The sequence below is a fragment of the Sphingopyxis sp. CCNWLW2 genome (assembly GCF_037095755.1).
GTDB lineage: Bacteria > Pseudomonadota > Alphaproteobacteria > Sphingomonadales > Sphingomonadaceae > Sphingopyxis.
Window position 1 is genome coordinate 958,517 of the sequence record NZ_JBAWKJ010000002.1, and the last position, 17,456, is coordinate 975,972.

Genomic DNA, 17,456 nt, shown 5'->3' on the forward strand with positions numbered 1-17,456 from the left:
GCTCCCCTGGGGCGTTTGCTGTGCTTTGCGCCGCTTGTAAGGACATGAGGCGTCAGCGCAAGATAACAACAATCGCGATCGGGTTACAGTAGCGCCTCGATCGCCTCGGCGAGCTTCGCGTCGCGCTCCGACAATCCGTCGGCGTCGTGTGTGGTGAGCAGAATATCGACGCGGTTGTAGACGTTCGACCATTCGGGGTGATGGTCCATCTTCTCGGCGATGATCGCGACGCTCGACATGAAACCGAAGGCTTGCGCGAAATCGGCGAATTTGAACTGGCGCGTGATTGCGTCACGTTTCGGTTCGTGCGTCCATTCGGGAAAGCGGGCGAGGAGCGCGCTGCGCGCTGCATTGTCGAGTTTCTGGACCATATTCTTTCTCCCGCTGGTCAATGTGTCGCGCTCGCCATAAGGAAGGGCGCGATGAGCGACAAGCCTGCCCTTCCCGATTTGCCCGCCGGCTGGACCGGCGGCGCGCCCGACGCCGATGCGCTGTTCGCGATGGCCGAGGCGGCGTTGGCGACGATGCCGGCGGTATTTGCCCCGCAAATCGAGGGAGTGGTCATCTCAATCGAGGAATTCGCCGACGATGAGATGCTTGCCTCGCTCGACATCGAACATCCTTATGAACTCACCGGGCTTTACGAGGGCCGCCCGCTGACCGAACGCAGCATCGGCGAAAGCGGTGGGATGCCCGACCGCGTCACCCTCTATCGCATCCCGATCCTCGTCGAGTGGATCGAGACGGGGGAGCGGCTCGACACGCTGGTGCGCCATGTGCTGATCCACGAGATTGGCCACCATTTCGGCTTTTCCGACGACGATATGCACGCGCTGGAAGATATGGCGTGACCGAACTGCTGCGGCTGGACAGCGTAGCGTGCATTCGCGGCGACCGGCTGCTGTTCGAGAATTTGTCGCTGGTGCTGAACCGCGGTGACGCGCTGTGGCTGCGCGGCCCCAATGGCGCGGGCAAGTCGAGCCTGATCCGCCTCACCGCGGGACTGCTGCGCCCAGCTGCCGGAACCGTCGAGCGCCGCGAGCGCATTGCACTGATCGACGAGGCATCGGCGCTCGACACCGAACTCCCGCTGCGCCGCGCGCTCGATTTCTGGGCGCGGGTCGATACCGTCGACGGCCACACGGTCGACCGCGCGATGGACGAGATGGCACTGGCGCCGCTCGCCGAGGTGCCGATATCGATGCTCTCGACCGGCCAGCGCAAGCGCGCCGCGATGGTGCGTGTGATCGCGAGCGGCGCGCCGATCTGGCTGCTCGACGAGCCCGCGAACGGGATGGACGATGCGGCGCAGGCACGGCTGGTCGCCGCGATTGCAAAGCACCGCAGTAACGGCGGTGCGGTGCTGCTCGCGTCGCACTTTGCACTCAGCATCCCCGATCTGGCGGAACTCGACATGGGCGCGCTCGCATGACCGCGCTGATCGCCCTTTTTTGGCGCGACCTCCGCCGCGCATGGGGCAGCGGGGCGTTGTGGTTGCCGGTGCTGTTCTTCCTTCTCGTTGCGACCGCCTTCCCGTTCGCCGTTGGCCCCGACGCGCCGTTGCTGCGGCGTGCCGGCGGCGGGATGGTCTGGGTCGCGGCGCTGCTCGCGGCGCTGCTGCCGATCGACCGGCTCGTGCGACCCGACAAGGATGCGGGCGTGCTCGATCAACTTGCGGTGCGCGGCTTTGCCGACGAGGTGATCGCAGCGGTGAAGATCGGCGCGCATGCCATCGGCTTCGGTCTGCCGCTGATGATCGCCCTGTTCCCTGCGTCGGCGCTGCTGGCGCAGGACGCGCCCCGCGTCGAACTGCTCGCGACCGGGATCGCCATCGCCATTCCGGCGCTCGCCTCGCTGGCGGTACTGAGTGCCGCGCTGACCGCGAACCACAAAGGCGGCAGCGCGATCGGCGGACTGCTCGTTCTTCCGCTCGCGGTGCCGATGCTGATCTTTGGCGCGGGCATGCTCGACCCGTCGGGGCGCGGCGCGATCAAGCTACTCGCGGCGACGAGCCTGCTCCTCACCATGGTCGGGCCATTCGCGGCGGGCGCGGCGCTGCGCGGCCTCCGCGAATGACCCGCCAATCGCTCGCGCATATCGCGCTCGTTGTGCGCGATTATGACGAGGCGATCGATTTTTACGTCGGGACCTTGGGCTTCACGCTCGTCGCCGACGACTATCAACCGGCGCAGGACAAGCGATGGGTGCTCGTCGCGCCGCCGGGCAATCCGCCGGGCGGCGCGACGATCCTGCTGGCGCGTGCAGCCAGTGAAGATCAGGCGAAGTTCATCGGCGACCAGTCGGGCGGCCGCGTCTTCCTGTTCCTGCAAACCGACGATTTTTGGCGCGATTATCAGCATCTGCTCGAAAAGGGCGTGCGGATCGAGCGCGAGCCGCTGGAGGCCGACTATGGCACGGTCGCGGTGTTTCTCGACCTCTACGGCAACAAGTGGGACCTGATCGAGTTTCGCCGATCTCAATGACCGCTAACGACCGATTGCGGACGTAGGCCTCATGGCCTTATGTGGGACCATGGACATCGCCACTCGCACATCGCGGAAGACGCTTCCGCTCCCGGCGGAACGGGAGTCAATAGAGCTCGGACTATTGTTCTCAGATGATGAGGCCGAGCGGATAAAACGCGGCCACATTCCAAAGGACATGGACGATAAATGGTTCATTTTCTTCGAGGAGGGCTGGCTCTATTTCCATCGATCATGGACCGGTCACTGCATATATGGCGTTCGGCTCGATGGCTCACCAAGCGGTGTTCGTATCATTGAAGCGTGGGCTAGTCGCAACAAGGATGAATACAATTCGCCCGGCGTTGAAACCGACTTGCGAATGATCGAGCAATTGATAGCAACCCGCCTTCTTGCGTAATCGAACGGCGGCTCCCCACCCCATACCCGCCCATAAGAAAAGGGCCGGAGTTTCCCCCGGCCCTTCCCTAATTCAGTGCGTGCCGATCAGGCGCCGGTCACGTCGGCCGTATCGACCTTCACGCCGGGACCCATCGACGACGACAGCGCGATCTTGCGGACGTACTTGCCCTTCGCGCCGGCCGGCTTGGCCTTGACGATCGCGTCGACGAACGCGTCGAAGTTCTGGCGGAGCTTTTCCTCGCCGAACGACAGCTTGCCGAGGCCGGCGTGAATGATGCCGACCTTTTCGACGCGGAATTCGATCTGACCGCCCTTGGCGGCCTTCACGGCTTCCGCGACGTTCGGGGTCACGGTGCCCAGCTTCGGGTTCGGCATCAGGCCCTTCGGACCCAGCGTCTTGCCGAGGCGGCCGACGATGCCCATCATGTCCGGCGTCGCGATGACGCGGCCATAGTCGAGGTTGCCCGCGAGCATGTCTTCCATCAGGTCTTCGGCACCGACCTTGTCGGCGCCGGCGGCCAGCGCCTTGTCGGCGTTGTCGCCGCGCGCGAACACGGCAACCTTGACGTCCTTGCCGGTGCCGGCGGGCAGCGTCACGACGCCGCGGACCATCTGGTCGGCGTGGCGCGGGTCGACACCGAGGTTGATCGCGACTTCGAGCGTTTCGTCGAACTTGGCCGAGGCCAGCTCGCGAACGGTCTTCAGCGCTTCGTCGACGGTGTGCAGCTTCAGCGCATCAACCTTGCCCTCGAGGGCCTTCTGCTTCTTGGTCAGCTTTGCCATCGGTTCAGCCCTCCGTCACTTCGAGGCCCATCGAGCGCGCGCTGCCCTCGATGATCTTCGTTGCCTGTTCGATGTCGTTCGCGTTGAGATCCTTCATCTTGATCTCGGCGATTTCGGCGAGCTTCGAGCGCGCGATCTTGCCGCCGCTGATCTTGCCCGGCTCCTTCGAACCCGACTTGAGGTTCGCGGCCTTCTTGATCAGGTAGGTTGCCGGCGGCGTCTTCGTGACGAACGAAAAGCTCTTGTCGGCGAACACGGTGATGATGGTCGGGGTCGGCGTACCCTTTTCCATACCGTCGGTCGCGGCGTTGAACGCCTTGCAGAATTCCATGATGTTGACGCCGCGCTGACCCAATGCCGGCCCAAGCGGCGGCGACGGGTTGGCGGTGCCGGCGGGCACCTGCAGCTTGATGTAGCCGCTAATCTTCTTAGCCATGATGGCCTCCTGTCTTTCTGTCGGCCCGCCGTTTCCAGCGAACCTCAAAATTAGCGGTCGAACAGAAGGGCATCACCCCTTCCTCCCGCGCGGAATCACGCCCTTATCTGACGCGAAGCGGCGCCCCTACTCCGGCGTGGGCAAAAATGCAAGGGCGACAGCCAGTCGATTCGAGAATTCGGCGGAAAACTGCCTAACTTCACTCGCAAATCGCTTTTCGGCTCGCCTGCATCACCATCATCGAAGCATAGCGGCGCAAAGTAGGACAGCGATTATTCGGCCGAGGGGTCGTAGCGAATCAGCCCTTCCTGCACCGCCGAAGCGATCAGCGTGCCGTCGCGGCGATAGATACGCCCGCGGTTGATCCCGCGCCCGCCGCCGCTCCAGTCGCTGTCCATGACATAGACGAACCATTCGTCGACGCGGATCTCATCGTGGAACCACATCGCATGGTCGAGGCTGGTCGAAAAAACGCCCGGCGTGTCCCACGTCAGCCCGTGCGGCATCATCGTCGTCGAGAGCAGCCCCATGTCCGAGGCATAGGCGAGCAGCGCGCGGTGGATCAGCGGGTCGTCGCCGACGGGCGCCGAAATGCGGAACCATTCATATTGCATCGTCGCCTTTTCGGACGGCGGCGGGCGGAAAGCGCGAACCTCGAACGGGTGCATGCGCGCCATATGCTCGATGCGCCGGTCGCTGATCTTGGGATCGACGGCGATGAAATCGGCAAAGTCCCAGCATTCCTCGGGCGGCAGGATGCCCGTCATCGGGATCTGGTGCGACAGGCCCTTTTCGGGCGCCTGGAACGAGGCGGTGAGATTGAAGATCACCTTGCCGTCCTGGCGCACGACGACGCGGCGGTTGGCGAAGCTGCGCCCGTCGAAGTCGCGGTGGACGCGGAAGTGCAGCGGCTTTGCCTCGTCGCCGCCGCGCAGGAAATAGGCGTGGAGCGAATGAACGCTCTTGCCGGGATCGACGGTGCGCGCTGCGGCGACCATCGCCTGCGCGATTACCTGTCCGCCGAAAATGCGTTGGCGGCGCGGCTTGGTGAAGGCGGGATAGGTGAATTCGTCGGGCTCATCCGCAGCTTCGAGATCGAAGAGGTGGACGATATGCCGGACGAGCCGCTCGCGATCGACGCTGGCGTAGATTTCGCGCGCATGGTCAGCACGAGCCTGCATCTCTTCGGGAGTGAGGCTCATAGCGGGTTCCATTCAGCGGATTTCACGCGCGCCCCAAAAGGCGCGCCGCGATGTTATTTGAAGCGTTCGACCTGTTCGAAGTCGAGCTCGACCGGGGTGGCGCGACCGAAGATCGACACCGACACCTTGACGCGCGCCTTTTCGAAATCGAGTTCCTCGACCAGCCCGTTGAAGCTGGCGAAGGGACCGTCGAGCACCTTGACCTGATCGCCGATTTCGTAATCGACGCGGATTTCCTGCTTCGGACGGGCCGCGGCCTCTTCCTTGCTGTTCAGGATGCGCGCGGCTTCGGCTTCGCTGATCGCCTGCGGCTTGCCCATCGAACCGAGGAAGCCGGTGACCTTCGGCGTGTTCTTGACGAGGTGATAGACATCGTCGGTCATCGTCAGCTTGGCGAGGACGTAGCCTGGGAAGAACTTACGTTCGGCCTGGACCTTCTTGCCGCGCTTCACCTCGGTGACGGTTTCGACCGGCACTTCGACCGCTTCGACGAAATCGGTCAGGCCCATGCGCTCGGCTTCGGAAAGCACCGAATCGCGAACCTTGTTCTCGAAACCCGAATAGGCGTGAATGATGTACCAGCGCGCCATGTGTATCCGTATCCTGTCCCTGTAACCGCGGGCGTTAGCGCGCGAGCGACGTCAGCCAGCTGACGATCGCGTTGAAAACCGTGTCGACGCCGAAAAAGAACAGCGAAAGGATCGTCGTCATGATGATCACCATGATCGTCGTCTGCACCGTTTCGCGGCTGGTCGGCCACACGATCTTGCGGGCTTCGGCGCGTACCTGATTGATGAACTCAGCCGGGCTGGTCTTCGCCATGTCGATCGTCCTGTCTTTTTACGTCAATGATCCGGGCCAGATGGGTTGCCGCCCCCCACGCGTCAAGCGCGCTTGGGGCAATAGTCCGCCCACCCTCCCCGAGCGTGTCGGCGAAAGGCGGAAGGAAAACGGCGCATCTGTCCGAATGAAAGCGGCCTTTACTTGGGCGCTGCGGCGATTGCAAGTCAAAGGCGGGACAGCGCGCGCTGCATCCCGAGCAGCAGCCCCGCCATGACAATCCAGCTGAGTGTCGGTTGTAGCGCGAAGAGCAGGTGCAGTTCGCGAGCCGCGGCCTCACCGTTCTGCGGATCGAAGCCGACGAGGTCGAGCAAGAGATAGCTGACCGCGATCGCGGCGGCGACGCCGAATTTCTGCATCAGGTTGAGCAGCGCGAAGAGAAAGGCCGAGCGGTTGCGGCCGCAGCGGCGGGCATCCTGCGGGATCAGGTCGGCGAGCATCGAGTAAGTGAAGAGCAATCCGACGAACCCCGTCCCGAGCATCAGCGAGAAGCCGACGGCCTGCGCAAGACCACTGGGCTGCTGGAACAAGGTCGCAACAAGCAGGCTGGATATCAGGAGCCCCATCGCGATCATCATCGGCGGCTTGCCGAAGCGGCGCGCAAGGAAGGTCCAGACGGGCGACGCGAAGGCCCCGCCGACGAAACTCGCGAACAGCAACACCGCGCTCTGCGCGTCGAGATCGAGCACCGCGGCGGCGAAGAAGACGAACAGCGAAGTCAGCGATCCAAAGGCGAAGCTGTTGAGGAACTGCACGCCAAGCAGCAGCATCAGCGGCGGGAAGGACAAGGACGCGCGGATCTCGTGCCGCCAGCCGATACCCGCTTCCGCCACCACGGCACGCGGCGGGACGAGACGGATCGCAAAGAGCGCGACCGGCGCCATGAGCAGGAAAAGGCTGGCATAGGCCATGATCCGCCCCTGCAGACTGAGCCCCGGGATCAGGAGCTGCGCCGCCGCGGGCGCGGCAAAGGCGCAGATCAGCGCGATCTTCGCGAACCAGTCGCGCATGCCGTAAAGGAGCGCGCTATCGGCGGGCGTGCGCACCAGCGCCGACCCCCACGACAATTGCGCGACCTCGTAGAGGCTGTAGCTCGAATAAAAGAATATCATCATCAGGAAGAGCGCTGCGAAGGGCAGCCGGTCGCCGACGGTCACCAGCGCGAGCAGCAGCAGCGCCAGCGGCACGATCGCGAGCAGCATCCAGCGCCGGTGTGCGCCGAGCCCGGTGCGCACGCGGTCGACCATCGTGCCGATCAGCGGGTCGACGACGCCGTCCCATATCGTCGTGAGCGAGAAGAGCAGCCCGACCAGCGCGACCGAAATGACGCCGCCCTCGGCGATATAGGGCGGCAAGTAGACGCTGAATGGCAAGCCCAGCATGACCGTCGGCCCTGCCGTCGCGGCATAGGCGGCGACCGTCCGTGGCCGCAATGCCGGGGTTTCGTCGGCGCGGGCGGCCGAAGGCAGGGCGGTACTGGCCAAGGCGCGATGCTCCCGAAACAGGAGCCGGCACGCTTTCAGTTATTGACAGCCATGTCAACAGATCGCCGCTGCCCGCTGGGCGGCGCTAGCGGATATTGAAATGGGACAGGAACGGCTGGAGCCGCCAGTCAATCTCTTCCGGGTCGAGCCATTCGTCCTCGATCCCCATCAGCGTGCTCAGCATCGAATCGCCGACGACGATATCGAAAAAGAGGCGCGCGGCTGCTTCCGGGCGGTCGATGTCGGCCTTGCCGGTCGCCGCCCATTCCGCGAACAGCTCGATCAGTTCCTCGAGCGCGGGCACGTGCAGGTCGCGGTAGATCTGCATCGCGAATTCATGGTCGCGCAAGCTCTCGGATATCAGCATGCGCATCAGCGCGACGGCGTGCGGCGATTCCATCAACTCGCTTTGGCGATGCGCGTAACTCTTCAGAATTTCGACGGTCGACAATCCCCGGGTCGTGTCGTCGTCGAGCGACCGCAGCATCGCTTCGTCGCACCAGCGCGTTGCGATCGCGCGAAGCAGCCCCTGCTTGTTGCCGAACAATTCATAGAGCGTCGCGAGCGAACCGCCCGAACGCTTGACGATTTCGGCGAGACTCGTGCGCTCATACCCCTGTTCGAGGAACAGCGCCTCGGCGGCATCGAGGATCGCATTCTGCCGCCGTTCGCGTGGCGATAGCCTATCCATTTGACATAAGGCCGATTCCGACATGCTCAAAATTTCCCCCCTCCCTTGCGCTTTTTTGTAATTTAAATTACAGGGCGTCCCAACGCAAGCTTTTGCGTATAAACAAATCCCGCACAACTGCGATTTTTTCAGGGGTCCCTATGAGTCGCTTTCGTCCTCTCAGCTGCGCCGCCGGCGCTGCGCTGGCCCTGTTGCTGGCTTCCTGCTCGTCCGAGGCGCCGCCCGCGCCGCCGCCGCCCGAGGTCAATATCGTGACGGTCCGCACGCAGGCCGTACCGAATGTGATCGAATTGCCTGGCCGCGTTCAGGCGTATCGCACGTCCGAAGTCCGCGCGCGGGTCGACGGCATCGTCGAACGCCGGCTGTTCAACGAAGGCAGCTTCGTGCAAGCCGGTACGGCCCTGTTCCGCATCGACCCGCGCCAGCTGACCGCCACGGCCAACGCGGCGCGTGCGCAGCTCGCCCGAGCGCAGGCGACCGCCGCCAATGCGCGGCAGGTCGTCGGCCGCTATCAGCCGCTGCTCGCCGACCAGGCGATCGGCAAGCAGGAATATGACGCCGCGGTCGCCGCGCAGCGTACCGCCGAGGCCGACGTCGCGGCGGCACAGGCCAATCTGGAATCGGCGCGGCTCAATCTTGGCTATTCGATGGTCACCGCACCGATTTCGGGCCGCGCGCGGCGCGCCGAAGTGACCGAGGGCGCACTCGTCAGCGCGGGTGCGGGCACCCTGCTGACGACGATCGAACAGATCGACCGCGTCTATGTCAATTTCGGCCAGTCGAGTTCGGACCTGCTCGCGACGCGCCGCGAGATGGGGTCGGGCAAGGTCAGCGTGCCGCAGCTCGAGCGCGTCGAAGTCCAGCTGATCCTTGAGGACGGCACGGCCTTTCCGGTCGTCGGCCATCTCGACTTCCTCGACCTGTCGATCGACGAGGCGACGGGCACCGCGGCGCTGCGCGCCGAATTCCCGAACCCGAACGCGGCGCTGCTGCCCGGCCAGTTCGTTCGCGCGCGCATCTTTGCGGGCGACCGTGCCGGCGGCGTTCTGATCCCCCAGCGCGCGGTCAAGCTGGCCGCCGACAATGCCAGCGTCATGGTGCTCGATGCCAAGAATATCGCGACCCCGCGCCCGGTGAAGCTGGGCACGATGGTCGCGGGCCAGTGGGCGATCCTCGACGGGCTGAAACCCGGCGACCGGGTGATCGTCGACGGGCTGCAAAAGGTGCAGCCGGGCCAGCCGGTGCGCGTTGCACCGGCAAAAGGGGCGCAGTCCGCGCCGACGACGAAGCGCTGACCTGATATGACACCCCGCTTCTTCATCGACCGGCCCATCTTTTCGTGGGTCATCGCTATCGGCATCCTGTTGTCGGGCATCATCGCGCTGCGCGGGCTTCCCGTGGAACAATATCCGTCGGTGGCGCCGCCATCGCTGACGATCGGCGTCACCTATCCGGGTGCCGACGCCAAGACGCTCGAGCAGAATGTCACGCAGGTCATCGAGCAGGAACTGAACGGGGTCGAGGGCTTCCTCTACATGGCCTCGACCAGCGAATCGAACGGCACCGCATCGATCAACCTGACCTTCGAGGCGGGGACCGACATCGATAATGCGCAGATGGAGGTGCAGAACCGCCTGCGCCGCGTCGAGCAGCGTTTGCCCGAAGATGTGCGCCGCCAGGGCATTTCGGTCACCGAGGCCAATTCGGGCTTCCTGCTGATCGTCGCGATCACCTCGAAGAGCGGCAACACCGACCCGATGGAGGTCAACAACTTCGCGAATACGCGCGTGCTCGACGAGCTGCGGCGTGTAAACGGCGTCGGCAACGTCCAGGCCTTTGCGCCCGAATATGCGATGCGCATCTGGCTGGATCCGCAAAAGCTTGCCTCCTACAATCTGTCGGCGGCTGAGGCGCTCGGCGCGGTGCAGGAACAGAATAGCCAGACCCCTGGCGGTCAGCTTGGCGATCAACCTATCGCCAAGGGCGCGCAGCTCAACGCCGTGATCACGACGCAGGGCCGCTTTACCAAGCCCGAGCAATTCGAGAGCATCATCCTGCGCGCGAACCCCGACGGGTCGGCGGTCACGCTCGGCGATGTCGGCCGCGTCGAACTGGGCGCGGCGAGCTATCTCTTTTCGTCCGAACTCAACGGCAAGCCGATGGCGGGCCTCGCGGTCCAGCTGACCCCAGGAGCCAACGCCCTGTCGACCGCCCAGGGCATTCGCGACCGGATGGACGAGCTGTCGAAGGGCTTCCCGCCCGACATCACCTGGTCGATCCCCTACGACACGACACCCTTCATCAGCCTGTCGATCGAAGAGGTGGTGAAGACGCTGGGCGAAGCGATGCTGCTCGTCTTCCTCGTGATGTTCCTGTTCCTCCAGAACTGGCGCGCGACCGTCATCCCCACCGTCGTCGTTCCCATCGCACTCGCGGGCGCATGCCTCGGCCTCTGGATGTTCGGTTTCTCGATCAACGTGCTGACCCTGTTCGGCATGGTGCTCGCGATCGGCATCCTCGTCGATGACGCGATCGTCGTGATCGAGAATGTCGAGCGCATTATGAACGAGGAGCATCTGTCGCCCTATGACGCGACGGTGAAGGCGATGAGCCAGATCACCTCGGCGATCGTCGGCATCACGCTGGTACTGATCGCGGTGTTCATTCCGATGGCGTTCTTCCCCGGGTCGACCGGCGGCATCTATCGCCAATTCTCGATGACGCTCGCGATCTCGATCGCCTTCTCGGCGCTGCTTGCGCTGACGCTGACGCCTGCGCTGTGCGCGACGCTGCTGAAGCCGCACGACAAGACCGAGCGCAAGGGCCGTATCGGCGCATTCTTCGACCGCTTTTTTGGCCGTTTCAACGAATGGTTCGGGCGCACGACCGACCGTTATCAGGGCGGCGTCGGCAAGATGCTGGCGACGCCGCTGCGCTGGCTCGGCGTGTTCGTCGCGATGGTCGCGATCACCGCATTGCTCTTCACGCGCCTGCCGGGCTCGTTCCTGCCGCAGGAAGACCAGGGCTATCTGGTGACCGTCATCCAGGCCCCCCCGGGCGCGACGACGCAGCGCACCAACGAGGCGACCAAGCAGGTGAAGGCCTTCTTCGCCGAGCAGCCGCAGGTCGCCAATGTCGTGACGGTCAACGGCTTCAGCTTCTTTGGGCAGGGACAGGCGAACGCGATCATGTTCACGCCGCTCAAGCCTTGGGAAGAACGCAAGGGCGAAGGCGACAGCGCCGACGCGATTGCGGGCAAGGCGATGGGCACCTATGCGAACATCAAGGAAGCCTTTGCATTCTCGCTGAGCCCGCCGTCGATCCCCGAACTCGGCACGTCGAGCGGGTTCACCTTCAAGCTGCAGGACCGCGGCGGCAACGGGCGCGACGCGCTGATCGCCGCGCGCAACCAGATGCTGGGCGGCGCGATGCAGAGCAAGCTGCTCGCCAACGTCCGTCCCGAGGGACAGGAGGATGCGCCCGTGCTGAAGGTCGACATCGACCGCATTCAGGCACGCGCGCTCGGCCTGTCGATCGGCGACGTCAACGCGACGCTCGCGATCAGCTTCGGCAGCGCCTACGCCAACGACTTCACCCGCGAAGGCCGCGTGCTACGCGTGCTGCTCCAGGCCGATGCCGCGAGCCGCATGACCCCGCAGGACGTCCTCGACCTGCGCGTGCGCAGCGCGAACGGCGACATGGTGCCTTTCGGATCGTTCAGCACCGCCGAATGGTCGGCCGAAGCCCCGCAGCTCCAGCGCTATAACGGCTATCCCGCGATGACGATTTCGGGCGAACCCGCACCCGGCCAGTCGACCGGCGAAGCGATGGCCGAAATGGAGCGGCTCGCGCAGCAGCTCCCGGCGGGCTTCTCCTTCGAATGGACGGGCATCTCGTACGAAGAAAAGCAGTCGGCGGGCCAGATCGGCATGCTGCTCGGCCTGTCGCTCGTCGTCGTCTTCCTGCTGCTCGCCGCGCTTTATGAAAGCTGGTCGGTGCCCGTCGCGGTGCTGCTGGTGGTGCCGCTCGGCGTGCTCGGCGCGGTGCTCTTCTCGATGCTACGCGGGCTGTCGGCGGACATCTACTTCAACGTCGGCCTGATCACGATCATCGGGCTGGCCGCGAAGAATGCTATCCTGATCGTCGAATTCGCAATCGAGCAGGAGGCCGAAGGCAAATCGACGCTCGACGCGGTGATGGAAGCGGTGAAGCTGCGCCTCAGGCCGATCATAATGACCAGCCTCGCCTTCATTCTGGGCATGGTGCCGCTCGTCATCGCGAGCGGAGCCGGCGCCGCCAGCCGCATCGCGGTCGGGTCGGGCGTGATGGGCGGGATGATCGCGGCCACCTTGCTGGGCATCTTCTTCATCCCGCTCTTCTATCTCTCGGTACGCAAGTGGATCAGCCGCAAGCGGCCGCCCGCACCCGCCGAAAAAGGACATCATGAGGAACCCGGTCATGCGTAACCTGATCGCGCTGCTCGCAGCGACGACGCTCGCCGGATGCGTCAATATGGCGCCGAAGCACGAGCGCCCGGCGCTACCCACCGCGCCCGCCTATCCGGCCGAGTTCGGGGGCGATGTGACGCTGGGGCAGCGGGCGACCGAAGTGTCGTGGCAGGACTTCTTTGCCGATCCGCAGCTCGAAGTGCTGATCGCGCAGGCGATCGAGCGCAATCGTGACCTCGCTGTCGCGGTCGCGCAAATCGAGGAAGCGCGCGGCCTCTATCGCATCCAGGACGCCGACCGCCTGCCGACCGTGGGCGCCAGCGCCGCCGCGACACGCACGCGTGGCGCCTCGCTGACCGGCCCCGGCACCGACACGTCCAATCGCTATTCGGTCGGTGTGGGCGTGACCTCGTTCGAGCTCGATTTCTGGGGCCGCGTCAAGAATCTCTCCGAAGCCGCGCGCAGCCAGTATCTCGCGACCGAGGCGGCCGAACGCGCCTTCCGTCTCGCGCTCGTCCGCGACGTCGCCTCCTCCTATTTCGCGTCGCGCGGCGCCGAGGAGCAGATCAAGCTCGCCGAAGCCACGGTGACGAGCCGCAAGGAAGGGCTGCGGATCGCAAAGCGCCGCCTCGACGCGGGAGTCACCTCGGCGCTCGACTATCGCCAGTCGGAGACGCTGCTGACGCAGGCCGAAACGCAACTTGCCAGCCTGAAGCTCGGCAAGGCGCAGGCCGACAATTTCCTCGCCGTGCTGACCGGCGGACCGGTGACCGGCCCCCTGCCCGCGCCGCTGCCGCTCGTCGCGCAGAGCCAGTCGCCGACGCTGACCGCTGGTCTGCCGTCGGACCTGCTCGTCGCGCGGCCCGATGTGGTGGCGGCCGAAGAGCGGCTGCGTGCCGCGCGCGCCAATGTCGGCGCCGCGCGCGCCGCCTTCTTCCCGTCGATCTCGCTGACCGGCAATTTCGGTTTCGCCTCGGGCTCGCTCGACAATCTGTTTAGCGACAACGGTATGACGTGGAGCTTTGGCCCCTCGATCAGCCTGCCGATTTTCGATTTCGGGCGCAACAAGGGCAATCTTACGGTTGCCGAGGCGCGCGAGAATATCGCAGTCGCGACCTATGAACGCACCGTGCAAGGCGCGTTCCGCGAAGTTGCCGACGCGCTGGCCGGACGCCGCTATCTGGCGGATCAGGTCGAAGCGCAGGAACGCGGCACGCTCGCGACCCGGCAAATCGCTGATCTTGCGCGCAAACGCTATCGCGAGGGGGTTTCGACCTATCTCGAAGTGCTCGACGCCGAACGCAATCTGTTCGCCGCCGAACAGGCGCTGATCGAGCTGCGGCGGGCGCAGGTCGACAATCTGGTGACGCTGTATGTCGCGCTGGGTGGCGGGCTGGTCGAGCGTCGCTAGGGCGCCGGGGCCAAAGCCGCATGTCGAACGACGCCGCACCTCCCGCCCTGCTTAAGGATATTCTGGGCCCGCAAGCGCTCGAGACGATCGGCAATGCGGGGGTGGCGGCGTCGCGACATTTCGATCGGGCCGCCTTTTTGTCCGCGGCGTCGGACGGGCTCGATGCGCTGTCGATCATGGAACGCGTGCGCCATATCGCCGACGCGCTCCATGCGGCGCTGCCCGATGATTATGCGGCGGCGCTCGATGTCGTCCGCGCGATGGCGCCGCGGCTCACCCACGCTTTTCAGGCGATGGCGGTCACCGAATATGTCGCGCGCCATGGCCTCGATGATTTCGACCCGTCGATGGACGCCCTCGCCGACTTGACGCGCTTCGGCTCGGCCGAATTTGCGATCCGCCCGTTTCTTGCCGCGGATACGCGCCGCGCGCTGACCGTCATGGCGCGATGGGCCGGCAACGAGAACGAGCATGTCCGCCGGCTCGCAAGTGAAGGCGCGCGGCCGCGCTTGCCGTGGGCGGCGCGCGTGCCCGCGCTGAAAGCCGATCCCACGCTGGCGGCGCCGATCCTCGAAATGCTGAAGGCGGATCCCAGCCTGTATGTTCGCAAGTCGGTAGCGAACCATCTGAACGATATCGCCAAGGACCGGCCCGACTGGTTGCTGGATCGCCTTGCGGGGTGGCCGCAGGATGATGCGCGCACCGTCTGGATTATCCGCCATGCGCTGCGCACGCTGATCAAGAAAGGCGATCCCGCGGCGTTGGCTCTCATCGGGGTCGGCCATGGCGCCGCGGTAAGCGTGCGCGATTTCAGCATTGCCCCGTCGGCCGTCCATCTTGGCGACCGGATTGCCATCACGGCCAGCCTCGCCTCGGATTCATCCGAAAATCAGCGGCTGGTGGTCGATTATCGCGTCCATTATGCGCGCGCGGGCGGCAAGAGCGCCGCCAAAGTGTTCAAGCTGAAGACCTTCGAACTTGCGGCGGGCGATACCGCGTCGCTCGGCATCAGCCAGACAATCCGCGACTTCAGCACCCGTCGCCATCATCCGGGGCGGCACGAAGTCGAGTTGATCGTCAACGGGCAGACGATGGCGACCGCAGCGTTCGAGATCCTGTCGGCCGCCTGATCCCGGCGATGAGTTGGCTTACCCCGATGGCGGCGCGGTGGCCGCCTCGGGCGGCGGGCGCCCTTCCTGGATCGTCGGGCGCCCCTCCGGCATCGGCAGGCGCAGGTCGATCCGGCTGCCGTTGATTTCGGTCGAGATGACGGCATTGTCACCCTCGATGCCGATGCGCGTCCGGTCGCCGATCGGGATGTCGCCGATATCGGGAATATCGAGCGGCTCGACGGGCCCGGTCGGATCGACCACCTTCTTCGGCCGCGGCGCCGCCTTTTTGCCCGACGCCTCGGTCATAAAGTCGCGCCAGATGCGTGCCGGCAGCCCGCCGCCCGAAATGCCCTGAAGCGGCGTATTGTCGTCGTTGCCGATCCACACACCAACGACGAGCCCGTTGGCGTAACCGACGAACAGCGCGTCGCGATTGTCCTGGCTGGTGCCGGTCTTGCCGAAATTGGCCTGCGGCAGTCGCGCGGCGCGGCCGGTGCCGCGATTGACCGCGGCGCGGAGCATTTGTTCGATATCCTCATGCTCGCGCGACCCGAAGCTCGACGGGCCCGAGATCAGATTTTCGAACCAGCCCTTTTCCTCGGCCTCGAACGCGTGCGGTTCGACCGGATAGCTGTTCGCCGCAACCGCGGCATAGGCAGCGGTGAGTTCGAGCAAGGTCATGCTCGACGTGCCGAGCGCGAGGCTGGGATCGCCCTTGGCCATCGGCGCGGTGACGCCGAGGTCGCGCGCCATGTCGATGACCTTGTCGTCGCCGACCTCGCGGAGCAGGCGCACCGCGGCGACATTGCTCGACGAGGCGAAGGCGTCTTCGAGGCTGATTTCCTTCGAATAGGCGCCGCCCGAATTTTTGGGGCGATAGGAGCCGGTCTCGATCGCGCTGTTGTCGATCATGTCGTCGGGGTCCCAGCCGGCGCGGAGCGCGGCGAGATAGACGAAGAGCTTGAAGGTCGAACCGGGCTGGCGCCGCGCCTGCGTCGCGCGGTTGAAGGGCGATGCGGCATAATCCTTGCCGCCGATCATCGCGACGACCTCGCCATTCGGGCGCATCGCGACGAGCGCGACTTGCGCTTTGCCGAGTCCCGCGCGCCCCGTCACGCGGCGCGCGGCGCCCTGCAACCGTGCATCGAGCGTCGTCGCGATTGTCTGGCGCGAATAGCCGACGTCGCTCAATTTGCGCGCCGCGGGCAGCGCCCAGTCGGCGAAATAGGTGCCCGTCGGCAGCGTATTGCGGCTGCGCACGTCGATGCGCGGGGTGCGCAGCGCTTTCCGCTCCTGCTCGGTGAGATAGCCCGTCGTGACCATCGCGTTCAGCACCAGCTTCATGCGCTTTTCGGCGAGGTCGGGGTTCTTGGTCGGCGCGAGGCGCGACGGTGCCTGGACCAGCCCCGCGAGCATCGCCGCCTGCGCCGGGGTCAATTTCTCGGGCTGGCGATAGAAATAATGGAGCGAGGCGGCGCGCAGGCCATAGGTGTTGTCACCGAAATAGGCGTTCGAGAGATAGCGTTCGAGAATCTCGTCCTTGCTCAGCCACGCTTCGAGCCAGAAGGCGATCAGCGCCTCGCGCGCCTTGCGACCGAGCGTGCGTTTGGGCGTCAGGAAGGTGAATTTCGCGAGCTGCTGCGTGATCGTGCTGCCGCCCTGCGTGCGCCCGCCGGTGACATTGCTCCACACCGCGCGCGCGATGCTGCGCGGGTCGACGCCCCAATGGGTGTAGAAGCGCCGGTCCTCGATCGCAAGGAAGGCGCCGGTCACATGTTTGGGCAGGTCCGCCGCCTTCACGGGCGTATCGACGATCGCCCCGATGCGCGCGATCGGGGTGCCGTCAGATGCGAGCAAGGTGATCTGCGGCGGCGCGATCGGCTCGAGCGATTTCGAGAGCGGTGCGGTGAGCGCGAGCCAGCCGACGAGCAGGATGAAAGCCACGGCGAAGATCGCAAAGCCGCGCGAGATGCGGCGCACCCATTTGCGCCCGCGTGTCTCGGGTTCAATGGGCGGCGGCGGGGCTGCTATATCGGCGAACGGACCACCCGGCGTCGCGGCGAGGGTGGGATCGGGGCCTTCGGGTTTACGGAACCATTTCATGCGCAGCGCCCGTATTACAGCCCCAACACAGCATAAGCAATTGGGTTATCTGGTGCGCCCG

The 17,456-nt window shown here is 65.1% G+C and carries 18 protein-coding genes; 9 read left to right on the forward strand and 9 right to left on the reverse strand.

The annotated features are described in order from the left end of the window. Positions 1 to 83: 83 nt before the first annotated feature. The gene (locus tag V8J55_RS15805; RefSeq protein WP_336446543.1) at positions 84 to 392 is read right to left on the reverse strand and encodes a 4a-hydroxytetrahydrobiopterin dehydratase; all 309 of its coding nucleotides are present in this window, start codon (positions 390 to 392) and stop codon (positions 84 to 86) included. A gap of 30 nt (positions 393 to 422) precedes the next feature. Here V8J55_RS15805 and V8J55_RS15810 point away from each other — a divergent pair, with 30 nt between their 5' ends. From V8J55_RS15810 to V8J55_RS15830, 5 genes are read left to right on the forward strand one after another with little or no spacing between them, the layout of a single operon-like run. Further along, a complete protein-coding gene (locus V8J55_RS15810) occupies positions 423 to 851 on the forward strand; it encodes a metallopeptidase family protein (RefSeq protein ID WP_336446544.1) in 429 nt (142 codons plus the stop codon). Next, complete coding sequence (gene ccmA / locus V8J55_RS15815) at positions 848 to 1,432, forward strand: heme ABC exporter ATP-binding protein CcmA (RefSeq protein ID WP_336446545.1); 585 nt, start codon at positions 848 to 850, stop codon at positions 1,430 to 1,432. The genes V8J55_RS15810 and ccmA overlap by 4 nt, the downstream gene beginning before the upstream one ends. Then, positions 1,429 to 2,076, forward strand: coding sequence for a heme exporter protein CcmB (locus tag V8J55_RS15820; protein WP_336446546.1), 648 nt, complete (start codon positions 1,429 to 1,431; stop codon positions 2,074 to 2,076). The genes ccmA and V8J55_RS15820 overlap by 4 nt, the downstream gene beginning before the upstream one ends. Further along, positions 2,073 to 2,483, forward strand: coding sequence for a VOC family protein (locus V8J55_RS15825; protein WP_336446547.1), 411 nt, complete (start codon positions 2,073 to 2,075; stop codon positions 2,481 to 2,483). Before V8J55_RS15820 ends, V8J55_RS15825 begins: the two co-directional genes overlap by 4 nt. A 49-nt stretch (positions 2,484 to 2,532) precedes the next feature. Next, positions 2,533 to 2,883, forward strand: a complete 351-nt coding sequence (locus tag V8J55_RS15830; protein WP_336446548.1) for a hypothetical protein — start codon at positions 2,533 to 2,535, stop codon at positions 2,881 to 2,883. Positions 2,884 to 2,969: 86 nt separating this feature from the next. Here V8J55_RS15830 and rplA read toward each other — a convergent pair whose 3' ends face one another. The 7 genes from rplA to V8J55_RS15865 all read right to left on the reverse strand — a co-directional run bounded on the left by rplA (position 2,970) and on the right by V8J55_RS15865 (position 8,321). Beyond that, positions 2,970 to 3,668, reverse strand: a complete 699-nt coding sequence (gene rplA / locus V8J55_RS15835; protein ID WP_336446549.1) for a 50S ribosomal protein L1 — start codon at positions 3,666 to 3,668, stop codon at positions 2,970 to 2,972. A gap of 4 nt (positions 3,669 to 3,672) precedes the next feature. Next, positions 3,673 to 4,104, reverse strand: a complete 432-nt coding sequence (gene rplK, locus V8J55_RS15840; protein WP_037516054.1) for a 50S ribosomal protein L11 — start codon at positions 4,102 to 4,104, stop codon at positions 3,673 to 3,675. 272 nt (positions 4,105 to 4,376) lie between these two features. After that, the gene (locus V8J55_RS15845; RefSeq protein WP_336446550.1) at positions 4,377 to 5,306 is read right to left on the reverse strand and encodes an acyl-CoA thioesterase; all 930 of its coding nucleotides are present in this window, start codon (positions 5,304 to 5,306) and stop codon (positions 4,377 to 4,379) included. A 53-nt stretch (positions 5,307 to 5,359) separates the two neighbouring features. Further along, positions 5,360 to 5,896: a transcription termination/antitermination protein NusG gene (gene nusG / locus V8J55_RS15850; RefSeq protein ID WP_037516051.1), complete on the reverse strand. Its 537-nt coding sequence runs from the start codon at positions 5,894 to 5,896 to the stop codon at positions 5,360 to 5,362. A 34-nt stretch (positions 5,897 to 5,930) separates the two neighbouring features. Next, entirely contained in the window at positions 5,931 to 6,128 is a 198-nt protein-coding gene (gene secE, locus V8J55_RS15855; RefSeq protein ID WP_056373858.1) for a preprotein translocase subunit SecE, read from the reverse strand. 185 nt (positions 6,129 to 6,313) lie between these two features. Next, positions 6,314 to 7,630, reverse strand: coding sequence for an MFS transporter (locus V8J55_RS15860; protein WP_336446551.1), 1,317 nt, complete (start codon positions 7,628 to 7,630; stop codon positions 6,314 to 6,316). An 85-nt stretch (positions 7,631 to 7,715) separates the two neighbouring features. Next, positions 7,716 to 8,321 (reverse strand): TetR/AcrR family transcriptional regulator, encoded by a 606-nt coding sequence (locus tag V8J55_RS15865; protein ID WP_336446552.1) that lies wholly within the window; start codon positions 8,319 to 8,321, stop codon positions 7,716 to 7,718. A 140-nt stretch (positions 8,322 to 8,461) separates the two neighbouring features. Here V8J55_RS15865 and V8J55_RS15870 point away from each other — a divergent pair, with 140 nt between their 5' ends. Genes V8J55_RS15870 through V8J55_RS15885 form a run of 4 tightly spaced genes read left to right on the forward strand, consistent with a single transcriptional unit; the run spans position 8,462 to position 15,310 of the window. After that, positions 8,462 to 9,616, forward strand: coding sequence for an efflux RND transporter periplasmic adaptor subunit (locus tag V8J55_RS15870; protein WP_336446553.1), 1,155 nt, complete (start codon positions 8,462 to 8,464; stop codon positions 9,614 to 9,616). A 6-nt stretch (positions 9,617 to 9,622) separates the two neighbouring features. Next, positions 9,623 to 12,787 (forward strand): efflux RND transporter permease subunit, encoded by a 3,165-nt coding sequence (locus V8J55_RS15875; protein WP_336446554.1) that lies wholly within the window; start codon positions 9,623 to 9,625, stop codon positions 12,785 to 12,787. Further along, positions 12,780 to 14,180 carry an efflux transporter outer membrane subunit gene (locus tag V8J55_RS15880; protein WP_336446555.1) on the forward strand — a complete coding sequence of 467 codons (1,401 nt, stop codon included), beginning with the start codon at positions 12,780 to 12,782 and terminating at the stop codon, positions 14,178 to 14,180. The genes V8J55_RS15875 and V8J55_RS15880 overlap by 8 nt, the downstream gene beginning before the upstream one ends. A 20-nt stretch (positions 14,181 to 14,200) precedes the next feature. Next, the gene (locus tag V8J55_RS15885; RefSeq protein WP_336446556.1) at positions 14,201 to 15,310 is read left to right on the forward strand and encodes a DNA alkylation repair protein; all 1,110 of its coding nucleotides are present in this window, start codon (positions 14,201 to 14,203) and stop codon (positions 15,308 to 15,310) included. An 18-nt stretch (positions 15,311 to 15,328) separates the two neighbouring features. Here the strand turns inward: V8J55_RS15885 and V8J55_RS15890 are convergent, their stop codons facing one another. After that, positions 15,329 to 17,395, reverse strand: coding sequence for a transglycosylase domain-containing protein (locus V8J55_RS15890; RefSeq protein WP_336446557.1), 2,067 nt, complete (start codon positions 17,393 to 17,395; stop codon positions 15,329 to 15,331). Positions 17,396 to 17,456 lie beyond the last annotated feature (61 nt).